12 protein-coding genes, 2 pseudogenes and 1 riboswitch are annotated in these 18,866 nt (G+C 63.2%); of the genes and pseudogenes, 6 read left to right on the forward strand and 8 right to left on the reverse strand.

The window, feature by feature from the left end:
- Positions 1 to 348 precede the first annotated feature (348 nt).
- From HNR05_RS07750 to HNR05_RS07760, 3 genes and pseudogenes are all read left to right on the forward strand, one after another.
- The gene (locus HNR05_RS07750) at positions 349 to 1,107 is read left to right on the forward strand and encodes a TIR domain-containing protein (RefSeq protein WP_179578487.1); all 759 of its coding nucleotides are present in this window, start codon (positions 349 to 351) and stop codon (positions 1,105 to 1,107) included.
- A 90-nt stretch (positions 1,108 to 1,197) separates the two neighbouring features.
- Complete coding sequence (locus HNR05_RS07755) at positions 1,198 to 1,779, forward strand: hypothetical protein (protein ID WP_179578488.1); 582 nt, start codon at positions 1,198 to 1,200, stop codon at positions 1,777 to 1,779.
- A 72-nt stretch (positions 1,780 to 1,851) separates the two neighbouring features.
- Positions 1,852 to 2,543 (forward strand): annotated as a pseudogene (locus HNR05_RS07760) (transposase); the annotation flags it as partial.
- Between the two features lie 34 nt (positions 2,544 to 2,577).
- Here HNR05_RS07760 and HNR05_RS07765 read toward each other — a convergent pair.
- Positions 2,578 to 4,137 (reverse strand): IS30 family transposase, encoded by a 1,560-nt coding sequence (locus HNR05_RS07765; RefSeq protein ID WP_179578489.1) that lies wholly within the window; start codon positions 4,135 to 4,137, stop codon positions 2,578 to 2,580.
- A 47-nt stretch (positions 4,138 to 4,184) separates the two neighbouring features.
- Between HNR05_RS07765 and HNR05_RS07770 the strand changes: the two are divergent.
- Both HNR05_RS07770 and HNR05_RS07775 read left to right on the forward strand, forming a co-directional pair.
- A pseudogene (locus HNR05_RS07770) lies at positions 4,185 to 4,637 on the forward strand (IS3 family transposase); the annotation flags it as partial.
- Positions 4,638 to 4,799: 162 nt separating this feature from the next.
- Complete coding sequence (locus tag HNR05_RS07775) at positions 4,800 to 6,044, forward strand: IS256 family transposase (protein WP_179577758.1); 1,245 nt, start codon at positions 4,800 to 4,802, stop codon at positions 6,042 to 6,044.
- Positions 6,045 to 6,318: 274 nt separating this feature from the next.
- Here the strand turns inward: HNR05_RS07775 and HNR05_RS07780 are convergent, their stop codons facing one another.
- Positions 6,319 to 8,133, reverse strand: coding sequence for a dipeptide ABC transporter ATP-binding protein (locus tag HNR05_RS07780; protein ID WP_246318370.1), 1,815 nt, complete (start codon positions 8,131 to 8,133; stop codon positions 6,319 to 6,321).
- A gap of 53 nt (positions 8,134 to 8,186) precedes the next feature.
- On the opposite strand from HNR05_RS07780, the gene HNR05_RS07785 reads away from it, so the two are divergent.
- The gene (locus tag HNR05_RS07785) at positions 8,187 to 8,831 is read left to right on the forward strand and encodes a PH domain-containing protein (protein WP_179578491.1); all 645 of its coding nucleotides are present in this window, start codon (positions 8,187 to 8,189) and stop codon (positions 8,829 to 8,831) included.
- A gap of 23 nt (positions 8,832 to 8,854) precedes the next feature.
- Here the strand turns inward: HNR05_RS07785 and HNR05_RS07790 are convergent, their stop codons facing one another.
- The 6 genes from HNR05_RS07790 to gcvT all read right to left on the reverse strand — a co-directional run bounded on the left by HNR05_RS07790 (position 8,855) and on the right by gcvT (position 18,390).
- Positions 8,855 to 9,925, reverse strand: coding sequence for an ABC transporter permease (locus tag HNR05_RS07790; RefSeq protein WP_179578492.1), 1,071 nt, complete (start codon positions 9,923 to 9,925; stop codon positions 8,855 to 8,857).
- Positions 9,925 to 11,463: an ABC transporter permease gene (locus tag HNR05_RS07795; RefSeq protein ID WP_179578493.1), complete on the reverse strand. Its 1,539-nt coding sequence runs from the start codon at positions 11,461 to 11,463 to the stop codon at positions 9,925 to 9,927. Before HNR05_RS07795 ends, HNR05_RS07790 begins: the two co-directional genes overlap by 1 nt.
- Before the next feature lie 99 nt (positions 11,464 to 11,562).
- Positions 11,563 to 13,353: an ABC transporter substrate-binding protein gene (locus tag HNR05_RS07800; protein WP_179578494.1), complete on the reverse strand. Its 1,791-nt coding sequence runs from the start codon at positions 13,351 to 13,353 to the stop codon at positions 11,563 to 11,565.
- A 258-nt stretch (positions 13,354 to 13,611) separates the two neighbouring features.
- Positions 13,612 to 16,734, reverse strand: coding sequence for an aminomethyl-transferring glycine dehydrogenase (gcvP, locus tag HNR05_RS07805; RefSeq protein WP_179578495.1), 3,123 nt, complete (start codon positions 16,732 to 16,734; stop codon positions 13,612 to 13,614).
- 67 nt (positions 16,735 to 16,801) lie between these two features.
- A complete protein-coding gene (gene gcvH, locus HNR05_RS07810; protein WP_179578496.1) occupies positions 16,802 to 17,173 on the reverse strand; it encodes a glycine cleavage system protein GcvH in 372 nt (123 codons plus the stop codon).
- A gap of 59 nt (positions 17,174 to 17,232) precedes the next feature.
- On the reverse strand, positions 17,233 to 18,390 hold the full coding sequence (gcvT, locus tag HNR05_RS07815) for a glycine cleavage system aminomethyltransferase GcvT (protein WP_179578497.1): 1,158 nt from the start codon (positions 18,388 to 18,390) through the stop codon (positions 17,233 to 17,235).
- Positions 18,391 to 18,604: 214 nt separating this feature from the next.
- A riboswitch (glycine riboswitch) is annotated at positions 18,605 to 18,702 on the reverse strand.
- Between the last annotated feature and the right edge of the window lie 164 nt (positions 18,703 to 18,866).

Consider the following 18,866-nt stretch of genomic DNA (forward strand, 5'->3'; position numbering starts at 1 on the left):
TGCTCGTGCGCGTGCGAGCATAGTCTCACCCGTCGTATTGCCGTGCCGACGTCCAAACATGAGAGGCTAGCATCGGGCATCGGATCCCTCGCCTTGGAAGACCTCCGATTAGGCTTCTGCCGGGCGAAAGAGAGCAAGTTGGCTTCGCCGTGTTCTACCTCGTTCTCAGACGGAGACTACTCCAACCCGTGGTTCGGCACTGGAATACGGAACCGTCCTCGATGTCCACACGAAGCGCCATTGCCCGTCGTGCATCTCTGCGGAACGCGGCTCTGTTAGAGCCCTACGCCCGCTCTCGCCAGTTCCTCACCGACCACCGACAAGGACGTTCTCACGCTTCTTGACCTCATGTTCGTTGAGAACCCTAACGCCGATTACATTCTGGCTAGCGAAGAATTCAAGCGACTAAATGAGAAGGTCCTGGAACCTCGGGGCGTCTTGCTCACCGTGGACGGCTATCAGTACACCAACTCTTTACCGGCCCCTGCACCTGCCCACAACACCCCATCCATAATCGCTGCCCCGCCCATGACATCGACAAAGGCCACTGTGAACGGTCTCCCGCCCTGGCCCACAGAAGCACCAGCACCGACACCCGAAGGGAAGGCTCAGCGGGACCCGAAATCAGTATTCGTGGTTCATGGCAGAGACACCCGACCCGTCGAAGTCGTGCGCCAGTACTTGCACTTCCTCGGCCTCAGGATGATGACTTGGTCCGACGCCGTAAACCTTACGGGTAAGCCGCAGCCACACACCTACGAAATCGTAAAGGCCGGCATCGTGATCTTCTCGCCCGATGATGAAGCTCGTCTCAAGCCGAAGTTTGCCGACGGGAAGGAGCTAAAGCCAGAAGGTCAGCCCCGGCAGAACGTGACGCTCGAAGCGGGAATGGCCTTTGCGACGGCAACCGAGGGGACGATCTTTGTCCAGTCGGAGCGTGTGCGCGCGATTTCCGACATTGAAGGGTTCAACTGGGTATCGCTCGACGGGACCTGGGACAACCGTAAAGATCTATTGAATCGACTCCGCAACGCAGGCGCAGCTGTCAATCAGGCCAATGACAATCTCAATGATGCGCTTGCCGGGCCTTTCAAGATCACCGAGTAACGCGCAGAGCTAGCCGGGATCACTCCTCGGCCCGTTCCGGATGTCACACCCCCGAGCTAGCCTCGTTGTACCCCAGATGAGGGAGTGACGATGAGTGCTGTTCTTGAAACTGTCGATGAGTCCTGGCGTCAGGTGCCAACCCTGCTCAGAAAGCTTGACGAGTTCCCGATCGGCAAACTGGAAGCCTGGTCGACGGCGCTCCTGCACAACTGCGTCGCCTTTCTCCCCGGTGTTCAGCGATCCGTCGCGCAGCTCACAGGACTCGACCCCGAACTAGAGCTTCCCTGGCGACGTGGTGGTAAGGGCGAGGGAGACATAGCCGGCTGCACCGAGCACTCTTTGATAGCACTCGCGTACATCGAGACCAAGGGCGCGAAAACTCAGGTCTCCTACGACTACGATTGCCCGTTCAAATGCGGCGAATGGCAGTCTCAGTTCGTCCATATGACTCATCTGAATGAGCCTCTTCTCGTTGTGGCCCCGCAGCGGAATCTCGCCTCAAGGGAGAAGACCTGGCACACACACGAGGGCTTGCCGGCCAGCGCCGCCGTGACTAGCTATTCGGTGCTGGCCGACATGATCGAGGATGCGCTCAGGACCGGCAACCTGCCGAGCTGTTCTCTTCTGGAAGCCCTGTATGACGTCGAGAGGGTCGACCTCCCGGGAAGCTAGGGTGATGGGACTGCCCCCGGTTTGGTTGACTCCTGACCTGTGGAGATTCGTCTTCGCTGGAAAGATGTCTTTATGCCCAAGTCCTACCCACCCGAGTTCCGACGCGATGTTGTCGCGGTCGCCCGGAAGCACGAAGCCCCGCTGAACCAGATCGCGAAGGACTTCGGGATCTCCGAGTCCTGCCTGGCGAACTGGCTGAAGAAGGCCGACGTCGAAGACGGCGTCAAGCCCGGCGTGACCGAGAAAGAATCCGCTGAGTTGCGCGAAGCGAAGAAACGAATCCGGCTCCTCGAACAAGAAGCCGAGGTCATGCGCCGGGCTGTCGCCTATCTCTCCCGGGACGTCAACCCAAAATGATGTACCCGCTGGTCCTTGAAATGGCCGTCGATGGTGTTCCCGTCACGGTGACCTGCCGGGTGTTGGGCTTCTCCAAACAAGCGTTCTACCAGTGGAAACGCAACCCCGTCTCCCAACGCGACTGGGACGACGCCCACCTCACCAACACCGCCTGGGACGCCCACCAGGACGACCCCGCGTTTGGCTACCGGTTCATCGCCGACGAACTCCACCAGGCTGGCCTGACGGCGGGCGAGAACCGGGTGTGGCGGCTCTGCTCCCAGCAGCGGCTCTGGAGTGTCTTCGCGAAGAAACGCGGCCTCACCCGCAAGGCCGGCCCGCCCGTGCACGACGACCTCGTCGAGCGGGACTTCACCGCGACACGCCCGAATCAACTCTGGCTGACCGACATCACCGAGCACCGCACCGCTTGGATTCCAGCGATCGTCGCAACGCTCTGATCTATGCAGTGTCTAGTAAAGCAGTGAAGCGTTCGGCCGGAGTCTCCCAGCCGAGGGTCTTCTGAGGCCGTTCGTTGAGTTCCGCCGCGATTGATTCGAGGTCGGCGAGGCCGAAGGTGCGCAAGTCACTTTTGCGAGGCAAGTATTGGCGCAGGAGCCCGTTCGTGTTCTCGTTCGTGCCGCGCTGCCAGGGCGAGCCAGCCTCGCAGAAGTAGACCGCCATGTCGGTCGCCCTGACAAAGCTTCGGTGCTCGCTCATCTCCACCCCTTGATCCCACGTCAACGTGCGACGCAACTGGGCGGGAAGCACGCTGAACGCGGTGACGATGCTGTCGCGGACTGCGTCCGCGGTCCGTTCGATCGGGAGATGCCCGAGGAGTACATATCGGGTGGTGCGCTCGACGAGCGTCGCGACGGCCGACCCGCTTCCCGCGCCGATAATGAGATCGCCCTCCCAATGCCCGGGAATCGTTCGATCGTTGACCTCCGCGGGCCTCTCGGACAACGGCGTCATCGTGTCGGTGAATCGACTGGTGCGGGCCGTCGCACTTTTGTGAGACTTCCGGCGTCGGCGACCCCGACGGAGCCCGGCAGCGAGCTCCTTGGTGAGCTCGCCGCGGGCATGAACGTAGACGGCCTGGCAGATCGTCTCGACACTCACGCGCATCTCCCGGTCATGGGGAAAGTCTCGCCGAAGACGATGACTGATCTGCTCCGGGGACCATCGCTTGGTCAGCTTTCCCGCCACATAGTCGCGCAGGGGCCCCTCCCGGGCGAGTCTGGCGGTACGAGGTCGTTCGCGACGCTTCGCTGAGGCGCGGTGGGCGGTGTGGGACAGGTAACCGCTGCGGCCGACAGTGTTGCGTCGCAGTTCTCGACTGATTGTCGACGGCGCCCGGCCGAGAGCGACCGCAATCTGTCGGATCGATCTACCTGCCATCTGCAGGTCCTTGATCCTTTCTCGCTCGAGGAGACTCACGAAGCGGGGGTTGATGACCTTCTCGATCTTGTCGAGCGCGACGCGCTCGCCTTGGACCCACGCAGTTCTAGAATTCTTCACGTTCGAAAGTATCTCTGCCGGACGGTAAAGAACCACACGCCCATCGGGATGGATGCGGCCCTTCGAGAAGACACGGATGCCCTTGTCCCAGTCGAACGCCTGGTGGTTCTCGACCCCCAACTGCTCGGCGGCAACTCTGCGAGAGACTCCGTCCCGTCGCAGCTGGAGGAATTGCTGCCGTTTGGCGTCGGAGGCGGCGGAGGTGAAAATTCCGGCCTTCTGTGCCCAGACGTAGCAAGTGACTCGGTTGAAGCCGAGTTCGCGAGCGACTTTCGACACGTTCCTCGTGAGAGCAAGGCGCCGGAGGAACTCAGCCCTTTCTTCCGCTGAGTAGCGCCGTTGCGTGCTCCGAGGCGTCGATAACCCAGCCAGCTTCATCCATTTGTATCCAGCATCTGGATGCACCCCGACCGTGGTAGCGGCGGCACGAACCGAGCCCCCACGATCGATCATCGCCATGAACGCAATCCTCTGCTGTTCTGTATATTTCCTCGCCGGCATCCCAACTCCTCGTCGTCGGTGTTGCGACGATCGCTGGAATCCAAGCCGACGAGGGCAAGCTCTACCTCTGCGCGATCAAGGACGTCTACTCGAACAAGATTGTCGGGTACTCCATCGACTCCCGGATGAAGGCGTCGCTGGCTGTCGCCGCGGCCCGCAACGCGATCAGTCAACGCACCATCGACGGCACGATTTTGCACTCCGATCGCGGGTCCCAATTCCGCTCCAACGCCTTCGTTCGCGTGCTGAAGAACAACGGCATCACCGGGTCGATGGGCCGCGTCGGCGCGTGCGGCGACAATGCCGCGATGGAGAGCTTCTTCGCGCTGCTGCAGAAGAACGTGCTCGATCGGCAACGCTGGACTACCCGGGAAGAACTGCGCCTGGCGATGGTCGTCTGGATCGAAAGGACCTATCACCGTCGACGCCGCCAACGACGACTCGGCAAGCTCACGCCAATCGAGTTTGAGACAATAAACGTGGCCCTCAAAGCCGCGTGAAACCACTAACCCTTCGAGTCAACTGAACTCGGGGCAGGGTCACGTCCCGTGTAGTGGTGTAAATCTCGGCGTTTGAGCGTTGCTTCGCCAACGTGAAGAGCCACCGTGCGATGGTCAGTGAGAACCGTTCAAAGTTCCTCACAGAAAAGACACAAACACACGATGGCTCTTGACCAGTCTGCCCTGCTTGACCTGCTCGCTCAACTCAAGCTCACCGATGTCACCGACCGGATCCGGTCTGCGACGGAATCGCTCTACCAGGAACTGATCGATGCGGAGGCGACCGCGTTCATCGGCGCCGCGCCATTCGAACGCTCCGACGGGCGCACCACCCACCGCAACGGCACCCGCCCACGCACGTTGACCACCACGGCCGGGGACCTGGATTTGAAGATCCCGAAGCTGCGTGCCGGCACGTTCTTTCCCGCGCTGCTGGAGCGCCGCCGGCGGGTCGACCAGGCGTTGTTCGCGGTGGTGATGGAAGCGTATGTGCACGGGGTGTCCACCCGGAAAGTCGACGATCTCGTCAAGGCGCTTGGCGCGGACTCCGGCATTTCCAAGTCCGAAGTCTCTCGTATTTGCGCCAGCCTCGACGCGGAGGTCGGGCAGTTCCGCGACCGCTCCCTGTCGACTCACGACTTCCCGTATGTGTTCCTCGACGCGACGTACTGCAAAGCCCGGGTGAATCACCGCATTGTGTCCCAAGCGGTCGTCGTCGCGGTCGGTGTCGCCGCCGACGGACGCCGGGAAGTCCTCGGATTCGATGTCGGAGACACCGAGAACGAGCCGTTCTGGACCGGCTTCCTGCGGTCGTTGAAGGCCCGCGGGTTGGACGGCGTGAAGCTGGTCATGTCCGACGCGCACACCGGGCTGAAGAAAGCCATCGGGACCGTGTTTCAAGGCGCCAGCTGGCAGCGCTGCCGGGTGCATTTCATGCGCAACGTGCTCGCCGTCGTGCCCAAGGGCAGCCAGGAAATGGTCGGCTCGATCATTCGCACCATCTTTGCCCAGCCCGACAAGGAACACATCCTGAAGCAGTTCGGCGAGGTCACCACGATGCTGCAGCGTTCACACCCCAAGGTCGCACTGATGCTCGTCGACGCCCAACACGACGTGCTCGCGTTCGCTGACTTTCCGCAGCGTCACTGGCGGCAGATCTGGTCCACCAACCCGTTGGAACGCGTCAACAAGGAGATAAAGCGCCGCACCGACGTCGTCGGCGTGTTCCCGAATCCTGCGGCGCTCCTCCGGCTCGCCGGGGCCGTGCTGGTCGAGCAGCACGACGAGTGGGAAGCCGCCGACCGGCGCTACTTCTCCGAAGCGTCCATGCTCGAACTCACGATCATGAACGCCCGGCCCGAAACCGTCGAGCAGGTGACCGCACTCCCCGAGCTGAAGGCCGCCTAAACTAAAACAACTGACCCGCACGGTGTTGAGAAACTCCACCACTCAGCGGGACGTGACCGCCCACCGGGTCTCGACAGGCTCGACCAACGGGTTCAGAACGACCAACGGAATCGGAACGACGACCGGTCTCGACACGCTCGACCAATTGGATCGGAACGACCAACGGGTTCGGAACGACGACGGGTCTCGACACGCTCGACCAACGGAATGAGAACGACCAACGGGATGGGATCGACCGACGAGTCTCGACCGGCCCAACCAACGGGACTGCGCCTCAGCCAGCAGCAGTGGCGTCGCCGTTTTCGGCGGCCCGCAACTCCTGACGCACGAGGCGACGCTCGCGCTGCTTGTCGGGATCCGGCAGTGGAACGGCGGCGAGCAAACGCTGCGTGTACGCCTCACGCGGGTTCCGCAGAATCTCGTCACGTGTGCCCGTCTCGACGAGCTTGCCGTGATGCATCACCGCGATGCGGTCAGCGAGCACGTCGATGACCGCCAGGTCGTGGGTGATGAACAGGCAGGCGAAGTTCATCTCTTTCTGGAGCTCCTGAAGGAGCACCAACACACGAGCCTGCACCGACACGTCGAGTGCGCTCGTCGGCTCGTCGGCGACGAGCACCTGCGGTCCGAGTGCAAGCGCACGCGCGATGCCAACGCGCTGCTTCTGTCCACCCGAGAGTTCGTGTGGATATCTGCTGCGGTAGTTGCGCGGCAGCTCGACGCTGTCGAGCAGCCTCTCGACCTCCGCGCTGAGCGCGGCCCCCGCGAAGCGTCCGGCCAACAGCAGCGGCTCTCCAATGCTGTCGCCGACTTGCCTGCGCGGGTTGAGCGAGGATGAGGGGTCTTGAAACACGATTCCGACATTCTTGTGCAGCCGACGGATGTCCTCACGGCGGGCCTTCGAGATGTCCTCACCCGCCACGACCAATCGGCCTTCGGTGATGGGCAGTAGACCGATCGCTGCCCGGCCCAGTGTGGTCTTCCCCGACCCCGACTCACCGACCAGGCCAAGCACCTCGCCCTCACAGATGGTCAGATTGATATGATCCGCAGCGCGGAAAGCGGCAACCCTGCCACTCTTCGGATATTCGATGGAGACATCGTCGAACTCGACGACGACGGGACGCCCGTTCGCTCGAGCCCGTGCCTCGGCCTGCTTCGACGAGGCCTCGGCGAGGCGCTCATTCAGCTCGATGCGTTCGGCGAGTTCGGTGTCGACATCACCATCGTGTGCTCCGCCGAGCTCGATTCCTCCGGCGAGCGCCGCAGTGATGTCGATATCGTCATCGCCGCGTTGACCGAGGTGCGGAACCGCGGCGAGAAGGGCAATCGTATACGGATGCTGCGGCGCGCGGAAGATCTGCTCAACAGTGCCCGCTTCGACGATCACGCCTCGACGCATGACCGCGATGTGGTCTGCCAGGTCGGCGACTACCCCCATGTCATGGGTAATCAGCAGGATGGCACTGTCGAGACGGTCGCGCAGGCTACGCAGCAGATCAAGAATCTCGGCCTGCACTGTCACGTCTAAGGCCGTGGTCGGCTCATCGGCGATGAGAAGTTTCGGATCGCACGCAATTGACTGGGCGATCATGGCCCGCTGCAGCTGACCCCCCGACAACTGGTGCGGATACGAGTTGAACGCCTTCATCGGATCGGGCAGTTCCACCATCGCCAGCAGGGCCAGCGCCCGTTGCTTGGCCTCGTGCGGCGAAAGCCCGAAGTGCAGCCGCACCGTTTCGACGATTTGGAACCCGATCGTGTAGACGGGGTTCAACGCCGTCATCGGCTCCTGAAAGATGACGGCGACCTGACGCCCGCGCACATGCCTCATCTGGGCCGGTTTCAGCCCGCTCAGCTCGCGCCCGTCGAGTTTGATGCTGCCGGCGATGCGGCTGTTCTCGGGTAGGAGATCAAGGATCGCCATCGAGCTCGCGCTTTTTCCTGAACCCGACTCCCCCACGATCGCGAGCACCTCGCCGGGGGCGATCCGATAGTTGAGTTTCGAGGCCGCTGGAATCCATACTCCGTCCACGCCGAAGTCAACGCTCAGGTCGACGACTTCCAAGACCGGCTGTTGGGTGCTCATCGAAGTGTCCATGAAATCTTGTTCCCTTCCGCGAATACTGCGACCATTGCCCCATGCACTCCAGGCACCCCCTGCGTCCCGCTCCCCCGGTCGACCGGGTGTGCGTCACCTCGCGTTTCAATCGCGTACTCGCTCTGGTCGTTTGGGCATTGGCTGCGCTGATCGTGGCCGGCCTCGCCGTCGCGACACCCGACACCTGGCTCGTGTCGGTGATCCCTGCTGCATGGGTCAGCGTTCTGGCCTGGGTCGCACTCTGGCAGCCGAACATCTGCGTCGACAACGACGGCGTCGAACTGCGCAACGTCTTTCAGACGGTTGCCGTGCCGTGGCCGGCGCTCATCCACGTCGACACGAAATATGCGCTGACGCTGTATACCCCCGGTCACAGCTATTCGGCGTGGGCCGCACCGGCCCCCGGACACATGACGAGCGTGCGGGCTGCACGGCACGACGCTCACTCCGCTGGCGGCACGCACCCTCACTCCGACGGCGGCATGCGACCCGGCGACCTGCTCGGCACCGATTCCGGCCAGGCCGCCCACGTGGTTCGACGCCGGTGGGCGGAGCTGCAGGGTCGCAACGCGATCGAGGTCGGTGTTGCCGAACGCACTCCGGTCGTGGTCTCGGTGCATTGGTACACCCTGACAGCCGTCGTGCTGCTCTCGGCAGGCTCGCTCGCGGTTGCGCTGCTCACGTAGACGGATGCACCGGCGCAGGCCACTCACCGGATCACCGCACCCGCCGGGTCACTGGGTTCCGCGCTCTCGTCGGGTTCGTCAGGTCCGTCGGGTTCGGGGAACATCTCCTGCATTGCCCGGAGCTTGAAACGCCGGTGCCGGGGGTCAAACGCGTCACGCAGGCCGTCCCCGACAAAGTTCACCAACAGCGCCAACGAGACGATGAACGCGCCAGGCCACCAAAACAGCCATGGGCGTGTTTGAAATGCCGTCTGGTTCGAGCTGATCAAGAGGCCCAGCGACACGTCGGGCGGTCGAATGCCGTAGCCCAGGTAGCTCAGCGCGGTCTCCAGCAGAATCGCCGACGCCATGATGAGCGTCGACGACACGATCACGACTCCCATGGCATTCGGCAGGATATGCGTGAAGATGATGCGCCGATCGGAGGCTCCGGCGACGCGTGCCGCCTCGACGAATGGTCGTTCTCGCAGCGACAGAAATTCGCCGCGTACCAGTCGAGCGATGCCCATCCAGGAGAAGAAGCCGAGCATGATCGCCAGCAAGAGCGCTCCGAGCCCGCCGGCGAAGTGGCCGACGACCGATCCGATCACGAGAGCGGGAATGACAATGAACACGTCGGTCAGGCGCATCAGCACGGCATCGACGGTACCTCGGTAGTAGCCGGCGATGGCGCCGATGATCACGCCGACGATGCTCGCGATTCCACCCAGCACCACCATGACGAGAGCGGAGTTCAAAATGCCCCGCATCGTCATGGCGAAGTAGTCCTTGCCGATGCGGTTTTGCCCAAACGGATGCTCCCCCAGCTGAATGCCGGATCCGCCGAGCCAGGTGGGCAGCAGCGACAGTGTTGGCGCACCCTGATTGACCTGATCGTTCAGGCCCTGGTAGCCGTATTTCCACCAGCCGGGGATCGGACCGATTCCGATAGCGGCCAGCGCGAAGGCGACGATGATGATAACGAGCGCGCCCGAGAGCACGGCCAGCTTGTTATTCAAGAATCGGCGGGCAATCAGCCGCCCTTGACTCTCGGATGCCACGCTGGCCGGAACGATGCGTTCGCCCGCGGCATCCGGAGGAAGATTGGTCGCCATTATCGAACCCTCACTCGTGGATCAAGGCTGGCATACGCGAGGTCGGCCAGGAAGTTGAACAGAATGGCCATGCTGGCAATCACCAGGAAGTAACCCATTACCGGGTTCAGGTCTCCCCGGCTCAGCCCGGTGTTGAAAAGTGCGCCCATGCCGGGGATTGCGAACACGGTTTCGGTGATGATGGCGCCACCCAAGAGCGCTCCGACATCGAAAGCGATCAGCGTGGTGATGGGGATCAGCACGTTGCGGAACGCATGGCGCACGATCACCGTGCGTTCGGGAAGCCCCTTGGCTCGGGCCGTGCGGATGTAGTCCTGGCCCAGCGTTTCCAGCATTCCGGCACGCGCATAGCGGGTGTATCCGGCAAACGAGATGAGCAGCAGTGCGATCGTGGGCAACACGAGGTGGGTGAAGCTATCGATACCGCTGATCCAGATGTCGCCGTCGAGGTTCGGCGTCGATGATCCGACCGTGGCAATCGGACGTCCACCGATCTGGTCGTTGGCGAGATAGGCGGGCCACGATTGCATGTACCGGTCAATCAGAATGAGCGAGGCCGACCCGAGTGCAGTCACCAGTCCGACCCGCATGTTCTGACCGCGATCGTAGCCACCCACCAGGAAACCGCTCAGCAGCCCCACCCCAATGGTGGCCAGGCCGAGGATTGCAATCGTTCCGATGCTTGAAATGTCAAGCAAAGGCTGCAGCAGGAAATAGCTGACGACGGCGATGACCGCGTTGATGCCCGCGGTGAGCAGCGCCCGTCGCTGGCGCACCCCCGCCATCAAAGCGGTGCTCCCCACGGCGATCGCGGCCACCAGAACCACCAGTCCCACGGGGCCAATACCGGGATTCATGAACCAACCGGTGGCGGACATCACCCAGAGAAGCACGCTGGTGCTCAGCCCCGAGATGGCGAAGACGATCAGGCGGCGTTGTCGATCACCGCCGATCAGCGACTGCCAGATGGCACCGACGCCGATGCCAATAATGATCAGCCAAACGGTGCCGATCACGGGATCGTCCAGAAAGTTGTTGAAGGTGATCGCCACGAACTCTTTGAGCAGCACGGCGACGAGGAATGCCGGCAGCGAATAGAGGAAGAAGCTGACAAAGGTCATGGTGTTGTCGAGGCCGCTGTACTGCCGCAGTGCGGTCACGATTCCGATCGTGATCCCGAAGACGACGGCGAGCAGCAAGGCCAGTGTCACCAACTGCACGGTCGAGCCCAAGGCCTGAGGCAGCAGGGCAACAACCGGTGAATTCGAGATGGTCGACCCCAGGTCGCAGGTGCCTGCAAAAGGAATCAGGCACTTCGCGGCCCCGCCGAGCCATAGCACCCAGCGCAGCGGTGGAGGCACGTTGAGGTCAAGCAACTCCACGCGTGCTGCGATCAGTCCGGCCCGGTTGGGTGAGCTACTACCCCGCAGATCTTGGAGCGGATCGACCGAATACGCGACGAGCATATACATCATGAACGACGCTGCGAGAAGAATGAGCACCGAGACGAGGATGCGCCTCAGAATGAAACTCACCATACGAAGACCTCCAGAAGCGACTGAGGAACGTGTGGCCGTGGTCCACGGCCACGAAACCGGTCCCCGCGCACGGCGCGCGGGGACCGGTGAGGGCCGAGGCTACTTCGTGGCCTTGACGCTCCACTCCCAGAAGTTCCAGAAGGGCCCATTCTGGTTACCCATGAACTTCACGCCATCAACCTTGCTGCCGACCCCGAAGACTCCCGGCAGCTGGAACAGCGGCAGTCCATAGGCGTCAGCGAAGGTCTGCTTGTCGATTTGCATCTGCAGGTCGACGAGCTTCGACTTGTCGAGGGTCGACTGGGTTTCGTTGGCCAGGTCGCCGGTTCCCGGGTACTGGTTGTAGTTTCCACCGCTGCCGACCGGCCCGAAGATCTGCGGGATTCCAGCCGTTCCAGCGCCGGGAGCGATCCAACCGAACAGCACCGCGTCATAGGTTCCGTCGCCGAGCTTCGTTCCCCAGTCGGGGCTGCCTGCGTCGACGATTGTGAAGCCGGCCTTCGTGGCCGACGCCTGGATGGCCTGGAACTCGTCGACCCGGTTGGGGTTCTTCGTGTTGTACATCAGCTTCACTTCAGGCGTTTTTCCTGCGAGAAGGGCCTTCGCACCGTCGATGTCGACCTTGTCGTAGGCGTCTGACCCATTCATCTTGATCGCATCTGCATATTCCGGCTGGTTGGGCAGGAACATCTGCGAGTCGAGCACCTTGGCCTTGTCATTGATCGGAGTGACGATCGAGTCGAGGATCTGCTGGCGCGGGACGGTCTTCAGGAAGGCCTCACGCACGGTCTTGTCGGAGAAGACGCCGGCTGCGCTGAAGGTGAGGTCGAGGTGGTCATACGACACCTGGTCACCCGTGAGAATCGTCGCCTTTGCAGCAGTGAGCGCTTGAATCGTGTTGGCATCGGCCTGGGGGCTGATGATGTCAACCTCACCGTTCTGGAGTGCCGTCACCTGGGCGCTGGCGTCCCCGATGAAGCGAAATACGACCTTGTCGACCTGTGGCATCAGACCGGCCACGTATTTGTCGTTGCGCACCATCGTGAGCGACTGTCCGGGTGTCCAGGCCGAGACCATGAACGGGCCGCTGGAGACCAAAAGATCGGGGTCGTTCGGCAATGCGGTCATGTCATACCCGGTGTTGACGAAGTCCGCGGCCTTCTTGAACTCCGCGTTGGGTGCCACGGGCGCCGCCGGGTCACCGGCCGGAAGGCTCGCGATCAGTTTCGTCAGGTCTGCGGCCGAGGCGAGACCTGCCTTCTTGGCGACGATGTGTGCCGGCTGCGCAATGGGGTTAATCAGTTCCCAGTCGACATACGGCTTCGAGTAGACCAGCGTGATTGTCTTGTTGTCATCGCTGACTTCTGGGTAGGCGGTGGTGTCGAGACCGGCCGTGCTGGCTGCAATCGAGAAGTACTGGTTTCCGCTGGTGGCTTCGCCCGTGTCGGGGTTGATTGTCGCGTCGTCGTAGTGACCGGAGCCGATGGCCCAGGCCAAAATCATGTCGTCGGCGGTGATCGGTTCACCATCTGACCATTTGAGGTCGGGGTTGAGGGTGTACTTCACCGTCAGAGGATCGTCGGAGGTCTTCTCAAAGGTGCCGAACTTGTCGTCGTGAACGATCGCGTAGTTGTTGTCGATGTATTGGAATCCCGTGCCATACGAGCCGTTCAGATAGCCCACCTGGCCATTGGTGTCAAGGTTGCCCTGCGGCGTCTGCGAGTTGAGCGACGTGAGGTCGTTGACGACCGCCACGGTGACTGTTCCGCCGGCTGCAGTCGTTGGCTCCGTTTGAGGTGTCGTCGTGCACCCCGCCAATGCGAGTGCCGCAGCACTCAGCACTGCGATCGTGCCGACCGCTCCTCGAGCTCGTTTTCCCTTAATCTGCACTGGGTCCTCCTGTAGTGAGGCGACGCCCGGGTGCATCGTTGCACCCGGCCGCGCAATTACACCTGAGAATAAGCTGAGCAAGATTCATTAAGTAGCGGTTGGCGCAATCGTTACCGAGTGGTGACAAAAAAGGTAGGTCGCTTGGTGCTTTATTGCTTGATTGCCCGCTTTTAAGCACGAAATCGGAGTTGTGGTCGTTATCCGTGACGGATAACGACCACAACTCCGATCTCGCGAGATGCGACGTCGAGGAGAGAGTTAGCTTTCGAAGGCTTCCGGCGGCGGGCAGGCGCAGACCAGGTTGCGGTCCCCGTAGGCCTGGTCGATGCGGCGCACCGGCGGCCAATACTTATTGCGCACCAGCGTGTGCACCGGGTATACCGCGGTCTCACGGGTGTAGGCATGAGCCCACTCCCCCTCGATCACCGACTGCGCGGTGTGCGGGGCACCCTGCAACGGGTTGTCGTCGGCGGGCCAGACGCCCGCGGCGACGGCATCCGCTTCGGCCTTGATCGCGATCATGGCGTCGATGAAACGGTCGATCTCACCGAGGTCTTCGCTCTCGGTCGGCTCGACCATGAGGGTGCCGGCGACCGGGAAGCTCATCGTTGGAGCGTGGAAGCCATAGTCGACGAGACGCTTGGCGACATCGTCGACGGTCACACCGGTCGCCTCGGTGAGCGGGCGCAGATCGAGAATGCACTCGTGTGCGACCAGCCCGTTGTCGCCGGAGTAGAGCACCGAGTAGTGCTCGTTCAGGCGCGTGGCGACATAGTTTGCGGCGAGCACTGCGGCGCCGGTCGCGCGCTTCAGCCCGTCGGATCCCATCATGCGCACGTAGGCCCACGAAATCGGCAGGATGCTCGGGCTGCCGTAGGGCGCGGCCGAAACCGGTCCACCACGGTGCTCGATCATGCTGCCCGTCGGCGTGCCGTCAACCAGATAGTGAGCTGCGCTTTGTGCGAGCGGGTGGCCGGGCAGGAACGGCGCAAGGTGAGCCTTGGCCGCGACCGGACCGACACCCGGTCCGCCGCCACCGTGCGGAATGCAGAACGTTTTGTGCAGGTTCAAGTGCGACACATCGCCGCCGAAGTCGCCGAACCGCGCGAAACCAAGCAGCGCATTGAGGTTGGCGCCGTCGACATAGACCTGGCCGCCGGCCTCGTGCACGGCCTGCGTGATGGCTGTGACCTCGTGCTCGTAAACGCCGTGTGTCGACGGGTAGGTGATCATGAGTGCGGCCAGGTTCTCGGCGTGCTCGGCGATCTTCGCGCGCAGGTCGCCCAGGTCGACGTTGCCGAGCTCGTCACAGGCGACGACGACAACCTTCATGCCGGCCAGCACGGCCGAGGCGGCGTTGGTGCCGTGCGCACTCGACGGAATGAGGCAGACGGTGCGCTGGCTGTCACCTTTTGAGAGGTGGAAGCCGCGGATGGCGAGCAGGCCGGCAAGCTCGCCCTGGCTGCCGGCATTCGGCTGCAGCGACACGGAGTCGTAGCCGGTGACATCGCTCAGCCAGTTTTCGAGCTGGTGGATCAGCGTGAGGTACCCCTCGACGTCGGCGCGCGGCGCGAAGGGGTGGATGTTTGAGATCTCGGGCCAGGTGACGGCCTCCATCTCGGTGGCCGCGTTCAGCTTCATGGTGCACGAACCGAGCGGGATCATGCCTCGGTCGAGTGCGTAGTCGTTGTCCGCCAGGCGCTTGAGGTAGCGCATCATGCTCGTCTCCGAGCGGTGCGTGTTGAACACGGCATGCGTGAGGTACTCGCTTGTGCGGTCCAGCTCCGCCGGGAGGCCCCGTGTGACACAAGCGAGGTCGGCGTGACCGAACGCATCCCGTGCGGCAAAGACGCCGAGCACGGTGATCAGATCGCTCGTGGTGGTGGTTTCATCAACGGCGATGCTGACGGTATCGGCGTCGACCAGGTAGAAGTTGAGGTCGGCAGCGGCAGCCACTTCGAGCACGGATGCCGCCCGACCCGGAACCGACACCTGCACGGTGTCGAAGAAGGTGTCGTTGGTCACGGTGACCCCGGCGCCACGGAGGGCGGCGACAAGCTGGCCGGCCCGCTCATGCACCTGGCTGGCGATCTCTTTCAGCCCGGTCGGACCGTGGTAGACGGCATACATGCCGGCCATGACGGCCAGCAGAACCTGGGCGGTGCAGATGTTCGACGTGGCCTTGTCCCGCCGGATGTGCTGCTCGCGCACCTGCAGCGACAGCCGGTAGGCGGGGTGGCCGGCCGCGTCGACGCTCACCCCGACCAGGCGGCCGGGCAGCTGGCGCTCGAGCCCCTTGCGCACGGCCATGTAGCCGGCGTGCGGCCCGCCGAAACCCATTGGCACGCCGAAGCGCTGGCTGGTGCCCACGGCGACATCCGCGCCGAGTTCGCCGGGAGAGGTGATCAGGGTCAGTGCAAGCAGGTCGGCGGCGACGACAGCGAGGGCGCCCTGGTTCTTCGATGCCGCGATCACGGCAGCGGGATTCCAGACCCGGCCGGATGCGGCGGGGTACTGCACGAAGATACCGAAGTGCTCGCCGAGGGCTGTGGCGAGAGTATCTACGGGGGCCTCGGCGAGGGTCTCGACAGGCTCGACCAACGGAGTCGGCTCGACCAGCGGGGTCGACTCGACCAACGGAGTCGGCCCGACCAACGGGGTCGGCTCGACCGGCGGGGTCGGCTCGACCGGCGGGGTCGGCTCGACCGGCGGGGTCGACTCGACCGGCGGAGTCGACTCGACCGGCGGAGTCGGCCCGACCGGCGGAGTCGGCCCGACCAGCGCGGCGAGAGCGACCTCGACGATTTCGATGCCCACGGCATCCGCTCGGCTGTAGAGCAGCGCCTTCGTCTGCGGCAGGGTGTCGGCGTCGACGATGAAACGGCGTGACGCCGACTTCGAGGCGCGGCGGGTGAGCAGCATGCCCTCGACCACTGCGGTCGATTCGTCGAGCATTGACGCGTTCGCGGTGGTCAGTCCCGTGAGGTCGGCGATCATCGTCTGGAAGTTGATCAGCGCTTCCAGACGTCCCTGCGAGATCTCGGGCTGGTAGGGCGTGTAGGCCGTGTACCAACTCGGGTTCTCGAGCACGTTGCGCTTGATCACGGCGGGCGTGATCGTGTCGTAGTAGCCCAGTCCGATCATCGATCGCTTCACGGTATTGCGGTTCGCGAGAGCCCGCAGCTCGGTGATAGCTTCCCGCTCGGTTGCCGCGGGGGGCAGTGTGCTGTCCTCTGCGGCGCGGAAGGCTTCGACCTGGATCGAAGTCGGAACCGCCGCGGTGACGAGTGCCTCGACGGAGTCATAGCCGAGCGTGGCAAGCATGCGTGCCTGAGCGGGAGCATCCGTACCGATGTGGCGTTGGGAGAAAGCCTGTGACATGGGAGTGAAACCTGCGCGTTTCTGAATCTGGGCGGGACGGGGCTGGGTACGGGGATGCCGAGGGTGACTATTCGCCGACGAGGGCGGTGTACTCGGCGTAGCTGAGCAGTGGTGGCAGATCGGTGTACGACACCTTGATCAGCCAGCCGGTACCGAACGGGTCGCTGTTGACCAGCTCAGGGGCGTCGACGACGGCGTCGTTGATCTCGGTGACGGTGCCGGTGACCGGCGCAAAAAGTTCGCCGACCGATTTCGTCGACTCGATCTCGCCCACGACGGTGCCGCTGGCAACAGCGGATCCGACGGCGGGGAGTTCCACGAAGACCACGTCGCCGAGCTTCTCAGCGGCGTAGGCGGTGATGCCGACGGTGGCGACGCTGCCGTCCAGGTCAAGCCATTCGTGCTCTGCGGTGTAGTGGAGTTCGGTTTTGTCAGCCATGAGAGATCCAATCGGGGATGTGGGGTGTGGCGATTTGGGAGTGAGCGAGGTTCGTTGAGTTAGAGGGAGCGTTTGTAGAACGGAAGCTTTGTCACGGTGACGGGAATGCGCGTGCCGCGCACGTCGACGAACAGTTCGGTCCCGAGCTGCGCAAGCGCGGGAGCGACGTAGGCCATCATGATCGGATGCCCGAGGGTTGGCGACAGGGCACCGCTCGTGATCACGCCCTCAGCCTGTGTGGCGTCGGCCGAACTGAAGAGCTCATAGTCGGCGCGGCCCGCCCGCTTGCCGGTGCCGACGAGTCCGACGAGCACACGAGCCGTGCCACTCGGGCCTTCCTCGCTCGCGGCGCGACCGATGAAATCAGTCTCCTTGGCCAGGTTCACGACCCGGCCAAGGCCGGCCTGGGCGGGAAAGATGGTAGTGCTGAGCTCATGACCATAGAGCGGCATGCCGGCCTCGAGTCGCAGCGTGTCACGGCTCGCGAGACCGGCCGGCACGAGGCCGTGCTCGGCACCGGCTGACGCGAGTGCGTTCCAGAGGGCGAGGGCGGCATCCGTCTGGATGTAAATTTCGAAGCCGTCTTCACCGGTGTACCCGGTGCGGGCGACAAGAATCGGCTGGCCGGCGAAGAGTGCGGTGGTGGCCCGGTAGTAGCCAAGCTGGTCAAGAGCGGCACTGAAGTTGTCGAGCCCGGGTGTCGATTCGAGAATGGCTCGGGAGACGGGGCCCTGCACGGCGATGAGGGCGTACTGGTCGCTCTCGTCAGTGACCGTCACGTCGAACCGGGTTGCCCGCTCGGCCAGGGCGGACGCCGCGGGGAAGCGGTTGCCGGCGTTGGCTACGACGAGGAAGCTCGTGTCACCGAGGCGGTAGACCACGAGGTCGTCAATGATGCCGCCGGATTCGTTCAGCAGCAGGCTGTACTTGGCCTGGCCGAGCGTCACGGCCGAGATCTTGCCGGCGAGAGCGTAGTCGAGGTAGGCCGCGGCATCCGGGCCTTCGACCATGATTTCGGCCATGTGGGAGAGGTCGAATAGGCCGGCCGCGGTGCGCACAGCGTGGTGCTCGGCCAGATCACTGGAGTACCGCACGGGCATCTGCCAGCCGGCGAAGTCGGTGAAGCTGGCGCCCGCGTCGAGATGAGCCTGGTGCAGGGGCGAGAAACGCTCAGTCGCGTTTTCTGGGGTGCTGGTGCTGTCGGATGCCGAGGTCATGAGTTCTCCGGTCGTCACCGGCCGGGGCCAGTGAGAGTTGCCGAGGCTCGGTCGAGCCCCGTGGGAACTCCCCCTCTGTCATCCGGCCTGAGAGCTTCACCACACCCGTGACGGGCGTGACTTTCACCTTGGGCGAGATTAACGCCGTAAAGAGTCTGGGTCTCGACGAGCGCGACCTAGATTTCGCTACGCTCAATCTACTTTTCAGAGTGGCCAGTTCGATGCGGTACGAGTACCTGAGAGATTGTCGGGGAGGATTGCTCCTTCGGTGTTCGCTCGTCGTCTGACGTCGAACTCTCCCGCATCGACCATGTTGGCCCGGTTTTCAGTTGTCGTTGACGCAAAAAGCATGCGCTCACAGCATAGACCGTCCCCGTGCGCCAGTCCTCCATCACGAGGGTGCAGCTCCCGCCGGATTGCGCCGACGGGCGCCCCGAGAATTTCACGAGTTGCAGCACTCAACTCAAAAGTGGGGA

The organism is Leifsonia psychrotolerans, from assembly GCF_013410665.1.
Lineage (GTDB): Bacteria > Actinomycetota > Actinomycetes > Actinomycetales > Microbacteriaceae > Cryobacterium > Cryobacterium psychrotolerans_A.

Coding starts and splice junctions, on each gene's coding strand:
- HNR05_RS07790 (WP_179578492.1), bottom strand. CDS start 9,925: ATGGCGACCAATCTTCCTCCGGATGCCGCGGGCGAACGCATCGTTCCG.
- HNR05_RS07775 (WP_179577758.1), top strand. CDS start 4,800: ATGGCTCTTGACCAGTCTGCCCTGCTTGACCTGCTCGCTCAACTCAAG.
- HNR05_RS07780 (WP_246318370.1), bottom strand. CDS start 8,133: ATGAGCACCCAACAGCCGGTCTTGGAAGTCGTCGACCTGAGCGTTGAC.
- HNR05_RS07795 (WP_179578493.1), bottom strand. CDS start 11,463: ATGGTGAGTTTCATTCTGAGGCGCATCCTCGTCTCGGTGCTCATTCTT.
- gcvP (WP_179578495.1), bottom strand. CDS start 16,734: ATGTCACAGGCTTTCTCCCAACGCCACATCGGTACGGATGCTCCCGCT.
- HNR05_RS07785 (WP_179578491.1), top strand. CDS start 8,187: ATGCACTCCAGGCACCCCCTGCGTCCCGCTCCCCCGGTCGACCGGGTG.
- gcvT (WP_179578497.1), bottom strand. CDS start 18,390: ATGACCTCGGCATCCGACAGCACCAGCACCCCAGAAAACGCGACTGAG.
- gcvH (WP_179578496.1), bottom strand. CDS start 17,173: ATGGCTGACAAAACCGAACTCCACTACACCGCAGAGCACGAATGGCTT.
- HNR05_RS07750 (WP_179578487.1), top strand. CDS start 349: ATGTTCGTTGAGAACCCTAACGCCGATTACATTCTGGCTAGCGAAGAA.
- HNR05_RS07765 (WP_179578489.1), bottom strand. CDS start 4,137: ATGCCGGCGAGGAAATATACAGAACAGCAGAGGATTGCGTTCATGGCG.
- HNR05_RS07755 (WP_179578488.1), top strand. CDS start 1,198: ATGAGTGCTGTTCTTGAAACTGTCGATGAGTCCTGGCGTCAGGTGCCA.